12 protein-coding genes are annotated in these 16,609 nt (G+C 72.3%); 5 read left to right on the top strand and 7 right to left on the bottom strand.

All coding sequences use genetic code 11. The features are described from left to right. Positions 1-3: 3 nt before the first annotated feature. Both KSNIM_RS05795 and gntD read right to left on the bottom strand, forming a co-directional pair. The gene (locus KSNIM_RS05795; protein WP_263102137.1) at positions 4-852 is read right to left on the bottom strand and encodes a dimethylarginine dimethylaminohydrolase family protein; all 849 of its coding nucleotides are present in this window, start codon (positions 850-852) and stop codon (positions 4-6) included. Beyond that, entirely contained in the window at positions 849-1,901 is a 1,053-nt protein-coding gene (gntD, locus tag KSNIM_RS05790) for a guanitoxin biosynthesis L-enduracididine beta-hydroxylase GntD (RefSeq protein ID WP_263102136.1), read from the bottom strand. The genes KSNIM_RS05795 and gntD overlap by 4 nt, the downstream gene beginning before the upstream one ends. Before the next feature lie 296 nt (positions 1,902-2,197). Here gntD and KSNIM_RS05785 point away from each other — a divergent pair, with 296 nt between their 5' ends. The 3 genes from KSNIM_RS05785 to KSNIM_RS05775 all read left to right on the top strand — a co-directional run bounded on the left by KSNIM_RS05785 (position 2,198) and on the right by KSNIM_RS05775 (position 8,938). Then, positions 2,198-4,459 (top strand): condensation domain-containing protein, encoded by a 2,262-nt coding sequence (locus KSNIM_RS05785; RefSeq protein ID WP_263102135.1) that lies wholly within the window; start codon positions 2,198-2,200, stop codon positions 4,457-4,459. 5 nt (positions 4,460-4,464) lie between these two features. Continuing rightward, entirely contained in the window at positions 4,465-5,727 is a 1,263-nt protein-coding gene (locus KSNIM_RS05780; RefSeq protein WP_263107844.1) for a cytochrome P450, read from the top strand. Between the two features lie 223 nt (positions 5,728-5,950). Then, positions 5,951-8,938 (top strand): AfsR/SARP family transcriptional regulator, encoded by a 2,988-nt coding sequence (locus KSNIM_RS05775; protein ID WP_263102134.1) that lies wholly within the window; start codon positions 5,951-5,953, stop codon positions 8,936-8,938. Positions 8,939-8,947: 9 nt separating this feature from the next. Here KSNIM_RS05775 and KSNIM_RS05770 read toward each other — a convergent pair whose 3' ends face one another. Both KSNIM_RS05770 and KSNIM_RS05765 read right to left on the bottom strand, forming a co-directional pair. Further along, positions 8,948-9,244, bottom strand: coding sequence for a hypothetical protein (locus KSNIM_RS05770; RefSeq protein ID WP_263102133.1), 297 nt, complete (start codon positions 9,242-9,244; stop codon positions 8,948-8,950). Positions 9,245-9,601: 357 nt separating this feature from the next. Then, entirely contained in the window at positions 9,602-10,414 is an 813-nt protein-coding gene (locus KSNIM_RS05765) for a class I SAM-dependent methyltransferase (RefSeq protein WP_263102132.1), read from the bottom strand. Between the two features lie 479 nt (positions 10,415-10,893). Here KSNIM_RS05765 and KSNIM_RS05760 point away from each other — a divergent pair, with 479 nt between their 5' ends. Further along, on the top strand, positions 10,894-12,123 hold the full coding sequence (locus KSNIM_RS05760; protein WP_263102131.1) for a hypothetical protein: 1,230 nt from the start codon (positions 10,894-10,896) through the stop codon (positions 12,121-12,123). Beyond that, positions 12,107-12,877 carry a hypothetical protein gene (locus KSNIM_RS05755; protein WP_263102130.1) on the top strand — a complete coding sequence of 257 codons (771 nt, stop codon included), beginning with the start codon at positions 12,107-12,109 and terminating at the stop codon, positions 12,875-12,877. The genes KSNIM_RS05760 and KSNIM_RS05755 overlap by 17 nt, the downstream gene beginning before the upstream one ends. Positions 12,878-12,949: 72 nt before the next feature. On the opposite strand, the gene KSNIM_RS05750 is transcribed toward KSNIM_RS05755, so the two are convergent. The 3 genes from KSNIM_RS05750 to KSNIM_RS05740 all read right to left on the bottom strand — a co-directional run bounded on the left by KSNIM_RS05750 (position 12,950) and on the right by KSNIM_RS05740 (position 16,563). Continuing rightward, positions 12,950-13,102: a hypothetical protein gene (locus KSNIM_RS05750; protein ID WP_263102129.1), complete on the bottom strand. Its 153-nt coding sequence runs from the start codon at positions 13,100-13,102 to the stop codon at positions 12,950-12,952. 156 nt (positions 13,103-13,258) lie between these two features. Further along, on the bottom strand, positions 13,259-14,524 hold the full coding sequence (locus KSNIM_RS05745; protein WP_263102128.1) for an acetyl-CoA carboxylase biotin carboxylase subunit family protein: 1,266 nt from the start codon (positions 14,522-14,524) through the stop codon (positions 13,259-13,261). 2 nt (positions 14,525-14,526) lie between these two features. After that, positions 14,527-16,563, bottom strand: a complete 2,037-nt coding sequence (locus KSNIM_RS05740) for a thioesterase domain-containing protein (protein WP_263102127.1) — start codon at positions 16,561-16,563, stop codon at positions 14,527-14,529. Between the last annotated feature and the right edge of the window lie 46 nt (positions 16,564-16,609).

Genomic DNA, 16,609 nt, shown 5'->3' with positions numbered 1-16,609 from the left:
CTCCTACTGTCGGACGGCGGGAACGCCTTGGGCGAGCAAATCGAGGTCGAGGGTCATGCAGCGGATGCCGCCGCCGCCCTTGGTGAACTGGTCGATCGGGGTGACGACCGGCTCGAAGCCCCAGGCCTCGAGCTGCCGGCCGATCCGCGCCGGGCACGCGGACATCACGACCGAGGTGCCGATGACCACCGAGTTCACGCAGAAGGTCATGGCCTCCTGCTCGGTCACCACCAGCGGCTCCGGGACGAGCTCCAGCAGCCGCCGGCGGCTCTCCGCGTCCCAGGCCCCCGGGAACACCAGAGCCCGGCGGTCGTCGAGCGGACAGACCGACATGTCCAGGTGGTAGAACCGGGGATCCACCAGACGGACGGGCACCACCTCGCGGCCGAAGGCCGCGGCGAGACCGGCGTGCGCCTGCACCGTGCTGCGCATCCCGTGCCCGGCGAGCAGTCGCTCGCCGAACGCCAGCACGTCGCCGCCCTCCAGACTGGCGGCCTCGTCCCAGCCCGCGGTGGGGATCTCCTGCCAGCCGTTCCCGGTCAGCCACTCGGCGGCCAACTGCGCCTCGCCGCCGCGCTCGGGCCGGCTGAACCGTGACCGCAGGAACCGGCCGCCGCTGACCACGGCGGTGTCGGTCGGGAACACCATGTCCGGCCAGTCCGGGTCGGACGGCGCGGTGTGGACCACCCCGCCCGCCCCGCGCAACGCCGCCCCGAGCGCCTCCCACTCGGCCCGGGCGAGGTCCGGACTCGGCTGCGAACCGGTGGCCATCCACGGATTGATCTCGAACTCGATCCGGAAGTGCTCCGGATCGCGCAGCAGGAAGGGCCGCGCCGCGGCCTGCGGGATCATGCCACCACCCGCGAGCGCGCACTGCTCCGCAACTCCCGGGACTTGCGCAGGTCACGGGCGACGACGACCTTCTTCAGCCAGCGGTCCGTCCCGTCGTACCGCGCCTCGAACGGCCGCCGGCCGTGCACCGCACGGTAGTTGTCGACGAAGGCGACCTCGCCCGGGTCGAGCACCAGGTCCTCCAGGTCCGCCTCCAGCGCGGCCACCACGCACTTCAGCGCGTGCGTCGCGTCCGGGTCCCCGGGGACGGCGTCCATGAAGTACGGATCGATCCGCAGGTACGGCTCGGAACGGCTGCCGAACAGCACCGGCACCGGGCTGGTGCGCGCGGCGATGTCGTACACACTGCCGCCCGCCATGCCGGTGCGCAGGTGCTCGGTGTCGGGCCGGATCAGGAACCGCGGCTGCTGCAGCACCTCCGTCACCTCACCCGGCAGCGAGAGGTTCCCGACCCCGGCGAAGGTGGTGGCCACCCCGGTGGGGTTGCGCAGTGCCATCAGACCGAGGTAGTCGCAGCGGAAGGGGTGGAAACCGTCCTCGGTGTGCCACTCCAGCAGGTCGGTGCTGCCGTGGCCGCTCTGCGTCGTCTCCTCGCCCCGGACGGGCAGCACGTCGTGGATGATCCGGCCGGACTGCAGCGTCGACCAGCCGAACGGCTCGCCGAGCAACGCCGCGAGCAGCACGAAGAAGATCTCCTCCCGCACGGTGGAGGCCGGCTCCGGCTGCGCCGACCAGTGCGGGGGCGTCGGACCGATCGCGGTGTCGTCCACCGGCAGCCCGCTCACCACCACGCCCGCGGTGGTCTCGTGCAGCTCGAACGACCGCAGGAAGTCCACCAGGCCGTCCGGCAGCCCGGTCGCCAGGCTCGCGGCGTGGAACAGGAAGTCCGCGTCGGAGGCGGTGGCGAACTGCTGCCGCACCTTGGCCACCAGGCGCTCGATCCGCTCCAGTTCGCCGCCGTCGACCCGGTAGACACCCACGTCCCGGGGAAATTTCTTGGAGTTCATCAGTGCCCGCTTTCTCGGCGGGCGGACCGGGTGGTCCGCCATTCGTTCTGCCGTACCAAGCTCGCCGAGCCGGCCCGGCGGAACCATCCGCCCCGGGAGTGGAATCGGCCCCGGCATCCGCCGCGCGGCGGATGCCGGCCTCCCGGGCGGACCGCCTCCTCCTCCGCACGGCGGAGACCGCCCCCGAAAGCCGACGCCCGGCCGGTTCACGCACCTCGCGAACACCTCGGACCATGGGGGCAGTCGGCTCCGGCCGGTGGGCCCACCCGGGGGCGCGGTGGTCACCCGGGCGCGTCCCACGAGAAGTCCCGTTACCCGCAGGCCAGAGAGGAACCCGCATGAGGACAGAGGATCTGCTGCCGTTCTGGGAGAACGACCTCCCCGGTCTCCCGGTCTTCTGCCTGCCGCACGCCGGTGCGGGCGCGGGCGCCTTCCGCGCCCTCGCCCGCGACCTGCGCCCGGCCGTCAACCTCCAGCCGGTGCAACTGCCGGGACGCGAGAACCTGGTGGGCCTGCCCCTGGTCGACGACGCCCACCGGCTCGTCGAATGGCTCGGCCCGCGCCTGCTGCCCCGGCTCGCCCGGCCGTTCGCCCTCGCCGGCCACAGCATGGGCTCGCTGATCGCCGCCGAGCTGACCGCCTGGCTGGAGCGCAACGGCGGACCGAAGCCCGAACTGCTCGTCGTCTCCTCCTACGCCGGCGACTTCCGGCACAACCGGATGGCCGCCCACGACCGCACCGACCAGGAACTGGCCCAGGTGCTCACCGAGTTGGGCGGCACCGCACCCGAGGTCCTGCAGAACGAGGAGATGCTCGCCTTCATCCTCGAGACCATCCGCAACGACCTCGGCCTCGTCCGCGGCTACCGGCCCTCCTACGACACGGTGGACGTCCCGATCCTCGCCGTCGGCGGCACCGCCGACCCCGACGCCGACCCCGAGGCACTCGCCACCTGGCGCAGCCGCACCACCGCCGGGGCCCACGTCGAGGTACTCCCCGGAGGCCATTTCGCGGTCTTCGAGCACCCCGGCACCTTCGCCGCACTGATCGAACAGCAGGTCAGGACACCCGAGCAGACCCTCCTCGACGTGCTGCGCCACCACCTCGACGACGACGGCATCACCCTGGACGACGACTTCTACGCCGCCGGCGGCGACTCGCTGATCGCCCTCGCCGTCGTCGGCGACCTCAAGGAACGCGGCCTCGACCTGCCCCTGCGCGGCCTCCTCACCAGCTCCACCGTCGAGGAACTCGTACCGCTCCTCACCCCCGCCGCCGCACCCGAGAGGACCCACCGGCCGTTCGACGGACTCGGCGCCGCCGACCGCGCCCTGCTGCCCGCCGGCCTGCAGGACGCCTACCCGGCCTCCACCCTGCAGGTCGGGCTGATCTACCTCTGCGAACTCGCCGGCGACGCGAGCCTCTACAACGACCTCGTCGGCCTGCGCGTCCACGCACCGTTCGACGAGGACAGGTTCCGGGCGGCGCTCACCACGCTGACCGGGCGCCACCCACTGCTGCGCAGCTCCTTCGACCTCGCCACCTTCTCCACCGCCGTGCAGCTCGTCCACCCCCGGGTCACCGTCCCGGTGGAGATCGAGTCCGGCGACGGCGAGGCGCTCGTCCGGGCCTTCCGCGAGCGCCACCTGGCCACCGGCATCGACTGCGCCACGCCCCCGGCCTTCCGCATCCACATCGCCCGCGAGCCCGACGCCTTCCGGCTCACCCTGGCCATCCACCACGCGATCATCGACGGCTGGAGCATGGCCCAGCTCATGGTCGAGCTCCTCACCTGCTACGACGCCGAGCTGGCCGGCCGCGCGCCGCAGCTGCCGGCCGTGCCGCCGGACGGCCACCGCCGGTTCGTCGCCCTGGAGACGGCCGCCGCGGAGTCGGCGCCCTTCTGGCGGACCGAGGCCGACGTGCCGCCGCTGCTCCTCACCGACCGCCCGGAAGGCACCGTCGCCGACCCGGTGGAGACCCGCCACCTCCCGCTCGGCCCCGAGGACGTCACCCGCCTGGAGGCCGCCGCCGAACACGCCGGCGTACCCCTGAAGAGCCTGCTGCTCTCCCTGCACCTGCGCGCACTGGCCGCCGCCACCGGCCGCGACCGCGACGTGGTGACCGGGCTGGTGACCAACGGCAGGCCCGAGGTGCCCGGTTCCGCCGCACTGATCGGACTCTTCCTCAACACCGTTCCGCTGCGCCTGCGTTCCCTCGACGGCGACTGGGTCGAGCAGGCCGGGCGGACCTGGGAGGCCGAGCAGCGCCTGCTGGCCCACCGCCGCTACCCGCTGTCGGCGATCGAGCAGGGCCTGGGCCGGCCGGCCTTCGACGTGTCCTTCAACTTCACCCACTTCCACCCGTACCGGCAGGTGGACGACCTGCACCTCAAGGTCGACGAGTGGTGGTCCTACGACAAGGCCAGCTTCCCGCTCGGTGTCGACGCGATGATCGACGCGCCGGACCTCGGCAGCGGCGTGGTGGTCGCCCACGACCCGGAGCTCGTACCGGGCGCGCTGGTCGACCGGTACGTCGACGCCTTCGGCGCCGCGCTGGCCACCGTCGCGGCACCGGACCGGCCGGGGGAGGGCCGGTGACCGTCATGACGCAGCAGACCGCGAGCGACCCCCGGCCGGCGCCCGCCCCCGAGGCCGCCGCCCCCGAGGTCGACCTCGGCTCGGTGAACCTCTTCGACCCCGCTCTGCACGCGGACGGCGACCCGCACCGGATCTGGGCGCACATGCGCCGGGCCGCCCCGCTGCACCGGCAGACCCTGCCCGACGGCCGCGGCTTCGCCTCGGTCACCCGCTACCAGGACGTCCGCCGGGTCCTCAGCGACTCCCGCGCGTTCACCTCGGAACGCGGCAGCCTGCTCGACCAGCTCGGCCACGGCGACGAGGCGGCCGGCCAGATGATGGTCTCCACCGACCCGCCCGACCACGCCGCGCTGCGGCGCCCGCTGCAGCACGCCCTGCAGCGGACCGCCCTGGAGGCCGCGCGGCCCCGGATCCGGGCGGCCGCGCGCGCCGTCCTCGCCCCGGCCGCCGCCGGCGAGCCCTTCGACCTGGTCACCTCCGCACTGGACTTCCCGATGATGTTCACCGGGGCACTGATGGGCATCCCCGAGCGGGACTGGCCGGACCTCGTCCGGTGGACGTCGATGGCCGCGTCCCCCGAAGACCCGGGCTTCAAGGTCGGCAGCCGGCACGCGACCCTGGCCATCGCCCACCACGAACTCTTCTCCTACTTCACCGAGCAGACCGCGGCCAGGCCGGACGGCAGCGGCGACCTCCTCGACCTCCTGGCCGGGCTGGGCACCCGGGCGAAGACCGTCTACAACTGCTACAGCCTGCTGCTCGGCGCCAACGCCACCACCCCGCACGCCTTCACCGGCACCGTCCTGGCCCTGCTGGAGCACCCCGACCAGCTCGCCGAGGCCCGCAGGCACCCCGAACTCGTCCCCTCACTGGTCGAGGAGGGCCTGCGCTGGACCTCCCCCGCCAGTAGCTTCCTGCGGCACGCCGTCGAGGACGTGGAACTGGAGGGCGGGCTGCTGCGCAAGGGAGAGGCGGTCGCCGCCTGGGTCGGCTCGGCCAACCGCGACGAGACCGTCTTCGCGGACGCGGCCCGCTTCGACCTGCGGCGCACCAAGAACCGCCACATCACCTTCGGCGTGGGCGCCCACTACTGCCTGGGCGCGATCCTGGCGAGGCTCGCCCTGAACGAGCTCCTCACCGAACTCCTCGGGCGGCTGGAGCACATCGAGCCCGCCGGCCCCGTCCGCCGTCTGCGGTCCAACTTCATCGCCGGCCTCGGCAGCATGCCGGTCGCCATGACCCTGCGCCCACCAGGCCCGGCGGCGTGATCCGTGACCCCGCGTCGACCGGGCACCCGGGGAGGCGGCCCGACCCGTCCCATCGGTTGTTCCGAAAGGAAGTTGACACCGAGTCGACAGACTGGTTTCGCCTACGGATGAAGCATGCGAGCATTACCCGCGGCTCGTATCGCCACACACGGTCGCCGCCCGCTCACGAGGCAGGGCAGCCCGATCGGGCCCACCGGACGGAATCCACCAGAAGAGGAACCAGATGGGGCTGCAGCCGCACGATGCGGACGACGACGTCCACTTCGCACTCCTCGGGCCGTTCGAGGTCACGCGCGGCGGCACATCGGTACCCCTCCAGGCCAGGCGGAGCAGGCTCCTGCTGGCGGCCCTGGCCTGCCGGCCGCGGGAGATCGTCAGCGTCGAACACCTCAGCGAGGTGGTGTGGGCCGAGGACCCGCCGACCACCGTCCGCACCCAGATCCAGATCTGCATCTCCACCCTGCGCAAGACCCTGGGCGTCGTCGGGATGAGCGAGGCCCTCGTCACGCACCCCGTCGGCTATGCCCTCATGCTGGAGCCGGGCAGCCGGGACATCGACCGCTTCACCGAACTGGTCCGCAGCGCCCGGTCCGCCAGCGACGCCGGCGACCTGGAGACGTCCGTGCGCACCTACCGGGAGGCCCTCGCCCTGTGGCGGGGGCCCGCGCTCGGCGGCGTGGACAGCGACGTCCTGCAGCGCCGGGCGGTCGCCCTCGACGAGGAACGGCTCACCGTCCTGGAAGAGTACTTCGACCTGGAGCTGCTGCGCGGCCGCGACCGGGGCCTGATCCAGGAACTGGCCGACCGGATCGCCGAGAACCCGCTGCGGGAGAAGCTCCGCGGCCAGCTGATGCTCGCCCTGCACCGAGCCGGCCGGCGCTCCGACGCCCTCCAGATCTACCGCGAGGGCCGCCGCCTGCTGGTACGGGAACTCGGCATCGAACCCTCCGACGAACTGCGCCGCCTCGAACAGGAGATACTCCGGGACGCACCGGAGCTGAACCCCGGCTACGGGAAGCCGGAAGGTCCCGCAGCGCCGCGGCAACTCCCCAGGCAGTCACGCTACTTCATCGGCCGCGAGGAGACCGTCCGCCGGCTGACCGCGGTACTGGCGGATCAGCCCGGGCCCGAGGACCACCCCTTCCGCGCGGTGAACCTGTACGGCCCCGGCGGGACGGGCAAGACCGCCCTCGCCGTCCACGTCGCCCACGCCCTCCAGGACCGGTTCGGTGACGGGCAGCTCTACTACGACCTGCACGGCAGCAACACCGTCACCGCGGCGCCGATCCGGGTCCTCGACCACTTCCTGCGGGCCCTGGGCGTCCCGCCCGGCGACATCCCCGACGAGCTCGACGAGCGGGCCGCGATGTTCCGCAGCCGGGTGGCCGAGAAGAAGATCCTGGTCATCCTCGACGACGCCGCCGAGGAGCACCAGATCAGCCCGCTCCTGCCCGGCGGGCCGGACTGCGGCGTCATCGTCACCAGCCGGCGCCCGCAGACCGGCCTGCCCGAACTGGAGACCGTCCACCTCGACGTCCTGACCCAGACCGAGGCCGTCGAACTCCTCGGCAGGATCGTCGGCGACCGCCGGGTCGCCCAGGAGCCGCTGGCCAGTGCCCAGCTGGTCCGCGAGATCGACCGGCTGCCGCTCGCCCTGGGCATCGTCGGAGCCCGCCTCGCCGCCTCGCCGCACCGGACGATCTCCTCCATGGCCCACCGCATCCACGACGAACGCCGACGGCTCGACGAACTCGCCCACGGCAACCGGGCCGTGCGCAGCACCATCTCCTCGACCTTCGACACCCTCAAGCCCGACCTGCGCGACCTCCTGTGCGACCTCAGCCTGTTCGGCGCGGAGGCCCTGCCCGGCTGGATGGCCGGCGCGATCCTCGGCGGCGACACCGAGGACGCCAACGACGTCATGGACGAGGCCGCCACCAGCCAACTGCTCGTCCCCACCGACGCCGAACCCACGGACAACCCCCGCTACCGCTTCCACAGCCTCGTCCGCCTCTACCTCAGGGAGTCGGCCGACCGGCTCCCCGCCGAGCAGCGCGCCGGCACCGTCCGCGCCGTCCTGGCGGGCTGGCTCGGCCTGATGGACCTCGCCCAGGCACAGCTGTGGGGCGGCAACTACACCGTCGTCCGCGGCGGTTCGGGCCGCTGGCAGGCACCGGAGGCGGTCGTCCGGCACGTCCTCGCGGACCCGCTGGGCTGGCTCGACGCCGAACGGCCCGGACTGCTCGCCGCGGTCGCCCTCGCCGCCGAGCACGGCCTCGACGAGGAGTGCTGGGAGGCCGCCACCCAGCTGGTGACCCTCTTCGAAGTGCGCCAGCACTACGCCGACTGGCAGGAGAGCCACGAGACGGCACTGCACCTCGTCCAGCAGAAGGGCAACGTCCGCGGCGAGGCGGCCGTCCGCTGCTCCCTCGGATCGCTGTACCTCTCCCAGCGGCAGGCCGGGAAGGCACTGCCGTACCTGGAGAGAGCGCTGGCACTGTTCGAGGAACTCGACGAGACCGGCGGGACGGCCCTCGCCAACCGCAACATCGCGCTCTGCCTGCACACCGTCGGCGACCTGGACGGCGCGCTCCGCCGGTACGAGCGGGCGGCCGAGCTGTTCCGGCTGGCCGGCGACCCGCTGGGCCGCGCCCACGTGCTGTCCAACATGGCGCCGATCCACGCGGCGGGCGGCGACCCCGGCCGCGCCGAGCAGGAGCTGACCGAGGCGCTGCGCATCTGCCAGTCGATCGGCAGCTCGCGGGTCGCCTCGATGAGCCTCCACCGGCTGGGGCAACTCTGCCTCGGCCAAGGGCGGTTGGACGACGCACTCCGGTGGTACCGGGAGGCCCTCGCGATCGTGCGGCGGCAGGCCGACTCGCTGGGGGAGTGCATCGTCCAGCACGGCCTGGGGGACACCCACATGGCCAGAGGCGACTACGCCGAGGCCGCCGGCAGCCTGCAGGGTGCCCTCGTCACGGCCGAGGCGGCCGGACACCTGCACGCGGCCGCACAGGTACGGGTCAGCCTGGCGGAGGCCTGCATCGCCCAGGGCCTGGACACACGTGCCCGGAACCTGCTGGAGCAGGCCCTTCGGGTGCTCGAGGAACACGACCACAAGGCCGCCCTCGCCCGCGCCCGCACAGCCCTGGAGCGACTGGGCCGGGTCGACCACTACGGCGTGTCCTCACAGGCGACCGGGCAGCCGTAGGAGGGAGAATCAGGTGCCGGAGTTGTCGACGAACCCAACGACATCGAGGTATTCGACGGTGGGCGGGACGCCGTAAATCCCCGTCACCTTGTCGACGATCTCCTCCGTGAAGAAGGCACGGGCTTTGTCCTCGTCGTCCCACACGTAGAAGTTCCTTGCCCGAACGCCGTCTTCGTCGAGCATGAAGCTCTTGAACCGAAGACCGGCCATGCCTTCGAACGGTGCTCGGAGTTCGCCGGCAATCTTTGCAAGAGTTGAACGATCGAACTTTTCGGTCTGCGTGAAAGTCACGAGAACGCCGATCATCGGGCTTCCTATCGATTGGGTGAGCAACGGTCGATCGAGGGACGCTAAAGCCGGATCCTAGTACGCGCGCCCGGAAATTCCGGTAGTGAGGCCGCGAGTCGGACGTGCGGCTCGGCGGTCGGCGATGCGGCCAGGAGCGCGCCGGGCCTTGCGTGCGTGAACGCTCATCGAGAGGGTGGGCGACCCGGTGCACGATTCCGACCGATGCTTGCGGCCGTGATGTCGGGCGTGGAGCCCTCCGGTGGCCTGGGAGACACCGGCGTCTCGGGCCAGGCGGTGCACGCAGCCGCGCCGGCGGAACCGACGCAGCACCCGAGCACGGGGCCCGCATACCCGATCGGCGCCGGGTCGAGTGGTTCAAGCCTTCTCGGCGCGGATCGAGTAGGTGAGGGGGACCCGCGGAGCGCCCTCAGGATGCCGGTAGATGTCGCCGTCGTGGCGCTCGAGCGACTGGCGCTGGAGGTAGAAGGTGTGGTCGTGCTCGTGGAGGAACCGGATCCGTAGCCCGGCTGCGGCGATCGCCGAGACCACGGTCGACAGACTGTGCCGCCACTCGACGGTCTCGTTGTGCTCGGTCGTCGCCGCCCCGTCGGCGTAGGTGCCGGGGCCTCCCGAGGCCTCCGGACCTTCGTCGAAGTAGTCGTGCGTGACCGTGCTTCCGGTCTCGTCGTCGAGGACGAAGCTGAAGGGATGGAACTCCGCAAGGTACAGGCACCCGGCGGGAGCGAGTAGTTCGGCGGCCACCGACGCCCAGCGGCTGATGTCGGGAAGCCAGTTCAGCGCCCCGAAGCTGGCGTAGACGATGTCGAAGGTCTCCCCCTCGACCGCCGAGACCGCGTCGTAGACGTCCGCGGTCAGGAAGCGCGCGCCGATGCCGAGTTCGGTCGCGAGCCGAGAAGCGGCTTCGATTGCGGGTGGGGAGAAGTCCAGCCCGGTGACCTGTGCTCCTCGTGCCGCCCACGACAGGGTGTCCCGGCCGAAGTGGCACTGCAGATGGATCAGGCGCCTTCCCCTGACGTCCCCCACCTCAGCCGTCTCGAAGTCCTTCAGCGAATCGGGCCAGGCGCGGAACCCCTCCAAGTCGTAGAGGGCCGCGCCCAGATGAATGGGCACCCGCTCGTCCCAGTACGCCTTGTTCAACTCCCGCCACTGCCCTGCCAAGTCGGCCATGAATCCGGACGATACACGGAGGCGGTCTGGCGCACCGCGCTTTCGGACTCGGCACCCGTTCGGTGGCCACCACAGCTCGAACGGCTCTCGACGTCCGACTCCGGATGCGTGTGCGGGGACAGCTCCGCCGACGCACGGTTGATCCGCCGCGCCCGGTGCGCGGCACGCGCGGGCTCTCGGCGAGCGACCCACCCCTGCAGCTGAGGATCGCGGCTCGATACACGTCCGTAGGACGGTACCTGTGGGCGTGGACCGGGTGCCTCGCACACCGGGGGCGGGATTGCCGCACAATGGCTCTGACCGACCGTCGGACGAGGAAGGGCCGCACCGTGGAGGACGCCTCCCCGCACCAGCGGCGGACGCCCGCGCCACCCCGGCCGGCGGGGCCGACGGCGGCGAGCAGGACAGCGCAGCCGGCCGTTGCCATGTCCACGGTTTCGAGTAATCGACCAAGATCTGCGAATGCCGGGTACCGCTTGATGCACACGACAGAGGCGACAGAAGCCTGCATCGAGGATGCGAACAACCTGCTGGTTGCGCCTTCGACGCTGCGGGACAACGAGTTCATCAGAGACTTCTCCGGGTCCATCGTCACGCCGGAGGAGCTTGCGTCCGGTTCGCCGGACCTGGCGCAGAGGACCGTCTACCTGTGCGGCGATGTGTCCGGCATCAGTGGCCGCCGACTGCGCGCGGCGGAGCGGGTGTTCGTCATCCGGGAGCTGTCGCACGGCTACCACGAGGACGTCGACGAACCGTGGACCCTCGTCGGCCTCGGTCGGGTTCCCGTCCGGGTGCACGGCGCCGGCGTGTACTACCGCCGCTTCTTCGACCTCGGCGACGACCACTTCGGACGGATCCGTGCGGAGCACGCGTTCCAGTCCCTGACGGAGTCCACCAAGCCGGGCACGGCCCATCGCAGCGGAATCTATCTGACACCCGTCACGCGAAACGGTGACGAACTGCATTTCCGGCTGCTCCGGTGCTCCACGAACCTGTCGGGGCCGACCGAGGGTTTCCGCCCGACCGACACGCGCATCGTCCAGGCTCTGAACCGCGAGGCCGCCACCGTCTTCCGGAACCCGGCGCCGCTCAATCACGTCCTCGCCCAGATCTACCACAACACCCCAGCCACGGCCGGGCGCAAGCAGTCCAAGGCCAGGATCTCGGCCCATGCCGACAAGACCAAGGACATGCCCGTCAACGGCATCATGGCCTTCTGCACCTTCTACGACCGGCTCGACGGGCTGCAGCCGATGGCCGGCGACGCCTTCGACCGCGGCGTCAAAGGTGTCAGTGGGCTGACCAGACTCCACTTCCGCCTCAAGGAGCCGACCGCAGGGCGCGACGGGGCCGCGCTGCCCCCGGAGTTCACCCTGACCCTCCACCCCGGCTCCGTGTTCTTCATGCCGCTGTCCACCAACCGCCTGTACACGCATGAGATCCGGCCCTCGACCTTGGACGCCGAGTTGCTCCCGACCCGCCTCGGGTACGTGGTGCGCTGTTCGAGGGCCGAAGCCGTTCACAAGGACGGCCACACGTTCCGCAAGACGGCAGGGGGCTTGGTGAGGCTGGGACCACCCACGCCGGAGGGAATGGACGAGCTGCGCAGGCTGTACGCCGAGGAGAACAGGACCTCGTCCTTCATCGACTACGGCGACGACGTCCCCTTCAGCATGAACACGGGAGACTACGGTGCACCCCGGGTCTAGGATCCCGGACGAGATCATCTCGTGCGCTCTGCCGGCCGAGGAGGACGTCTTTGCGGAGCTGTCCGCCTCGACCCGCCTGGAGGACGTGGGAAAGGGCCGGCGAGGCGCAGTGCTTGCCAGGACCGACGAGGCGGACGGCGTGCCTCTCGTGCGTACCACTACGCGGTACGGCAGCCCGGCGCAGCGTTTCCGGGCGGTGCACGAGCGGCTGGCGCGGCAGATCCAGGAACGTGCGGCGTTGTCGGTCGGTTTCAACACCGCCCTCGTCGAGAACTACACGAACGCCTACCGGACCATGGGCAGCCATTGCGACCAGGCCCTCGATCTGGCCGACGATTCGTTCATCGCCGTCTTCTCCTGCTACCGGCACCCCGAAGCGGGCCCGCGGAGGAAGCTGATCTTCGAGTCGAAGGAGCCGGGTGTCGACGGGTTGGAGATCCCCCTCGCCCACAACGGTGTCGTCGCGTTCTCCGTGGAGGCGAACCGGCGGCTCAGGCACAAGATCGTCATGGAGGCGGCCGTCCCGACCGCGGACAACCAGTGGCTGGGTGTGACGTTCCGGACGTCCAAGACCTTCGTCCGGTTCCGCGACGGACACGCCTACCTCCCCCAGGGTGCGCGTCTCATGCCAGCCGACGACGAGCAGAGCGCCGAGTTCTACCGACTGCGGCGCCGTGAGAACAGGGAAACGGACTTCACCTACCCCCTGCTGACGTACACCGTCAGCGAGAGCGATCTGATGCCGCCCGTCTGACCTCGATGGTTCTTCAGCGCCGGTGACGGGGGATCCGGTGCGGGGTGGACGGTGGCGGCGTGGCCGGCGGGTTCAGGACTGCGGGCCCGGGCCCCAGGGGTTGTCGGCCACGACGTGCACCGGGTGGGCGGGGCCGGCCGGCGACTCCAGGGAGCCGGCGACCGCGGTGAGGGCCACGGCGGCCAGCAGGCATGCGCACACACGTACGGACATGAGCTTGGTCATCGCTGTCTCCCAAAGGTCGGCGGGGCTGAGCCTGCGGCGGTCGCGCCCCGTTCGGCGCTTCCTGATGACCCTCACGCTAGGAAGGCCGCCCATCGCCACCGCATCGGTGCGCTATCGCCTCCGCCGCCACCGCGATAGCGGCCGCGGCGGAGGCCGTCAGACCGGCTGCGATGCCGTACCACCGGCCGTGCTCCACGGCCGCGGCGGCGCGAGCCGGACGGTGCGCCCGTCCTCGAACCGGAAGTCGTAGCAGATCCTTCCCAGTGCCTCGTCGAGCACCGCGAACATGGCCTTGTGGTCCGCCGCCTCCCCGCACACCATGTCCAGCTGACAGGTCATCCCGCCGTCGAACAGCCACTGCCCCGGGCGGACGATCGGACGGTAGGCCGTGATCCCCCGCACCGCCCGGGCCTCCCGGCCGCCCTGCACGCCGGTCAACCGGCACCGCTCGGCCGGCCCGGCCCCCCAGTACTGGAAGTACACCCGGTCCATCGGCGCCGGCTCGGCCCAGTCGTCCTTGCCCATCGCCCGCAGGCCGGCCAGGCGGATCAGGTCCACCCCCGCCGCCCGGCGGCTGATCTCGTTGACCAGCCCGCCGAGCCGGCCGTTCACCTCGATGATCCGCGGCCCCGCCGCGGTGAGCTTCACCTCCGTGTGCGTGACCCCGAAGTCCACGCCGAGCGCGCGCAGCGCCCGCGCGGTCAGGTCGCCCACCGCGGCCAGCTCCTCCGGGGGCAGCGCCGACGGCCAGAACTGGCCCTGCTCGCGGAACGGGGGAGCCATCGGGAACTTGCCCGAGATCGAGACGTGGGTGATCCGGCCCGGTGCGCAGACGCTCTCGACCGACACGTAGTCCCCGTACGGCAGGCTCGGCCTGCCCTGCAGGTACTCCTCGACCATCATGCCGGCGGGGTGCCGCTCGGCCAGCCGGGCGAGGGCCGCCTCGTCCCGGACGAGATGGGTGTCCCGGCTGCCGCCGCCGTACAGCGGCTTCACGATGGCGGGGAGCCCGACGGCCTCCAGGGCGGCGGGCCAGTCCTCCGGAGCGTGGACGGGGTGGTGGCGCACGGAGTCCACCCCCGCCTGCGCGAGCCGGCGCCGCTGCCGGTGCTTGTCGGTCAGCAGCAGGACGGTCTCCGGCCCGTGGCCCGGCAGCCCCAGGGCCGCGGCGATCCGGGCGGTGTCCCGCAGCATCGGCTCGCTGTAGGTGACGATGCCGTCGGGGCGCAGCGCCCGTACCCGCGCGATGTCCTCGTCGCCGCCGGAGAGATCGACCACCGTGCCCAACTGCTCCAGCAGGGGCCGGACCTGAACGGTGTGCTCCGTCCGCGGGACGAGGAAGGCGAGCGGGGTGTCCGCGGAGAGCGCCGTGGCGATCTCCGCGGCGGCGGCGGCACCGTGGTCGTAGGCGATCACCAGCATTGTCAGCCTCCGGGGAACGTACGCATGACGAACGGAAGGGAGTTGGCGACGCACAGCAGCGCGAACGTGAAGGACTGGACGTACTCGTCGACGACCGCAGCCTTGACCAGCCCGGGATCGAAGGCGACCAGCACACCGCTGCCGAGGTCGGGCGAGCCGAGCAGCACGTCCACGCCCAGCGGCGTGCTGGACCGGCTGACGGACCACCAGGAGCCGACCCCGGTCTCCAGGTGTTCCAGCCGGTGGCGCGGACGGAACCGGGTGTATCCGAAGGTGACGTCGAACGGCGCCCGGCGCAGCCGGCGTTCGATCTCCGCGAGCGGGAAGTGCCGGTGCGCCGCGGTGCCCCGCTCGGCGCTCCAGGCCCGCCTGGCCTGGTCGGCCCAGCTGCCGCCGGTGGTCCGCAGCCGCAGCGGCAGGGTCTTCACGAACCGCCCCACCAAGTGGTCCGCGCCGGCGCCCGCGGGCCGGCGGTCCGTCACCAGGCCGGTGACGATGTCCGTGTCGCGCCCGGTCGCCTGCGCCAGCGACCACACGTGCAGGGCGACGAACAGGCTCTTCGGCGGCACGCCCGCCTCGTCGGCGGCCGCACGGATGCGGCCGACGGCCGGCTCGTCCAGCGGGATGAACCGCGCCTCGACCGGATCGGGGACGGCGTCGGCGGCGCGCAGCGGCAGCAGCAGCGGCGGTGCGTTCGCCTCGGCGAGCCAGAACGCGGCCGAGGCCGGATCCGCGTACTCGGGCCCGACCAGGCGGCGGTGGCCGTCCGGCGGGACGGCGGGCAACTCGGCCGGCACACCCCTGAGTTCCGCCTCGTACGCGGTGATCAGCTCGGCCAGCAGGACCCACCCGCTCCAGCGGTCGAGGACGGCGTGGTGGGCGGCCACCGAGACGCTGAAGGAGGCCGGCTCGCGGACGACGTGGCAGCGGAAGGCCGGCGCCTCGGCGACGTCGACGGCGAGGGCGAGGCGGCGCCGGTGGAAGCCACGGACGAGCGCGGCGCCCTCGCCGGTCTCGACCTCCAGCGGCGCACACGCCTGCGGCCGGACGAACTGCACCGGCGCGGAGAAGCCGGCCACCCCGAAGGAACTGCGCAGCGGGTCGTGGCGGGCCGTCACCGTGCGCAGCGCCGCGCGGAACCGCCCCTCGTCGAACGGCGCCTCGACGTGCGCGCCGACCAGGTCCCGTCCCGGCCCCCGCTGGTCGGCCAGCAGCGCCACCTGCTCGGCCGAGGCCGGGAAGGCGTCGGCGAGCCCGGCCGGCAGCCGTGCCCGGTCCGCCGCCGGGAGGGCGTCGAACGGCCGGCCCACCGACCGCAGCCGGTGGACGATCAGCGCGCCGGCCGCCGCCGTCTGCTCGTGAAGGACGAAGTGGCCGCCCGGCAGGAGCGCGACGCGACAGCCACGGCTGGTCCGGTGACGCCATTCGGCCAGCGCCGCGCCGCTCACCGCGGGGTCGCGGTCCCCGCCGAGCGCCAGCACCGGGACGGCCAGCCGTTCGTGGCCGGGCCGGTACCCGCGCACCAGACGCAGGTCGTTGCGGAGGACCTCCAGCAGGTGCGCCCTGGTCTCCGCGTCCCGGGGCGCTCCGGGTGCCGTCCGGCCGAGCCCGGCGAGTTCCGTGAGCAGCCGCGCGTCGCCGAGGTCGCCGGTCGGCATGGCGTCCGGCCGCAGGTCGCCGCCGCAGGAGGAGACGACCAGCAGCCGCGGTACCGGGGCCCGGTGGCGCTCCAGCCAGGCGGTCAGCTCGGCGGCGAGCAGCGCACCCATGCCGTGCCCGGCGAGCGCGAACGGCTCGTCCAGCAGCGGCCGCAGCGCCGTCCCCAGCAGTTCCACCAACTGCGGCACCTCGTCGCACAGCGGCAGCTTCGCGAGGGTCTCCCGGCCGGGGAGCTGGACCGGCTGCAGGCTGATCTCCGGGGGAGCACCCCGGGCGATGCCGCGGTAGGCCGACGCGACGCCGCCCGCGTGGGGCAGGCAGAAGACCGGGAGGCCCGTGCCGCGCCCGGCCCACAACGGCACCAGCTCGTCTACCCTCATGCCCGGTCCCCTCCTGGCGTGCCCGCGATGGACTCTCCCGTCATGA

The organism is Kitasatospora sp. DSM 101779, assembly GCF_025655475.1.
Taxonomy (GTDB): domain Bacteria; phylum Actinomycetota; class Actinomycetes; order Streptomycetales; family Streptomycetaceae; genus Kitasatospora.
This window is presented reverse-complemented; position numbering and strand designations above follow the sequence as displayed.

Excerpts from the sequence above, each read along its gene's own strand:
- KSNIM_RS05775 (WP_263102134.1), top strand. The coding sequence starts at position 5,951 with ATGGGGCTGCAGCCGCACGATGCGGACGACGACGTCCACTTCGCACTC.
- KSNIM_RS05770 (WP_263102133.1), bottom strand. The coding sequence starts at position 9,244 with ATGATCGGCGTTCTCGTGACTTTCACGCAGACCGAAAAGTTCGATCGT.
- KSNIM_RS05780 (WP_263107844.1), top strand. The coding sequence starts at position 4,465 with ATGACGCAGCAGACCGCGAGCGACCCCCGGCCGGCGCCCGCCCCCGAG.
- KSNIM_RS05765 (WP_263102132.1), bottom strand. The coding sequence starts at position 10,414 with ATGGCCGACTTGGCAGGGCAGTGGCGGGAGTTGAACAAGGCGTACTGG.
- KSNIM_RS05795 (WP_263102137.1), bottom strand. The coding sequence starts at position 852 with ATGATCCCGCAGGCCGCGGCGCGGCCCTTCCTGCTGCGCGATCCGGAG.
- KSNIM_RS05745 (WP_263102128.1), bottom strand. The coding sequence starts at position 14,524 with ATGCTGGTGATCGCCTACGACCACGGTGCCGCCGCCGCCGCGGAGATC.
- KSNIM_RS05760 (WP_263102131.1), top strand. The coding sequence starts at position 10,894 with ATGCACACGACAGAGGCGACAGAAGCCTGCATCGAGGATGCGAACAAC.
- KSNIM_RS05740 (WP_263102127.1), bottom strand. The coding sequence starts at position 16,563 with ATGAGGGTAGACGAGCTGGTGCCGTTGTGGGCCGGGCGCGGCACGGGC.
- KSNIM_RS05785 (WP_263102135.1), top strand. The coding sequence starts at position 2,198 with ATGAGGACAGAGGATCTGCTGCCGTTCTGGGAGAACGACCTCCCCGGT.
- gntD (WP_263102136.1), bottom strand. The coding sequence starts at position 1,901 with ATGGCGGACCACCCGGTCCGCCCGCCGAGAAAGCGGGCACTGATGAAC.
- KSNIM_RS05750 (WP_263102129.1), bottom strand. The coding sequence starts at position 13,102 with ATGACCAAGCTCATGTCCGTACGTGTGTGCGCATGCCTGCTGGCCGCC.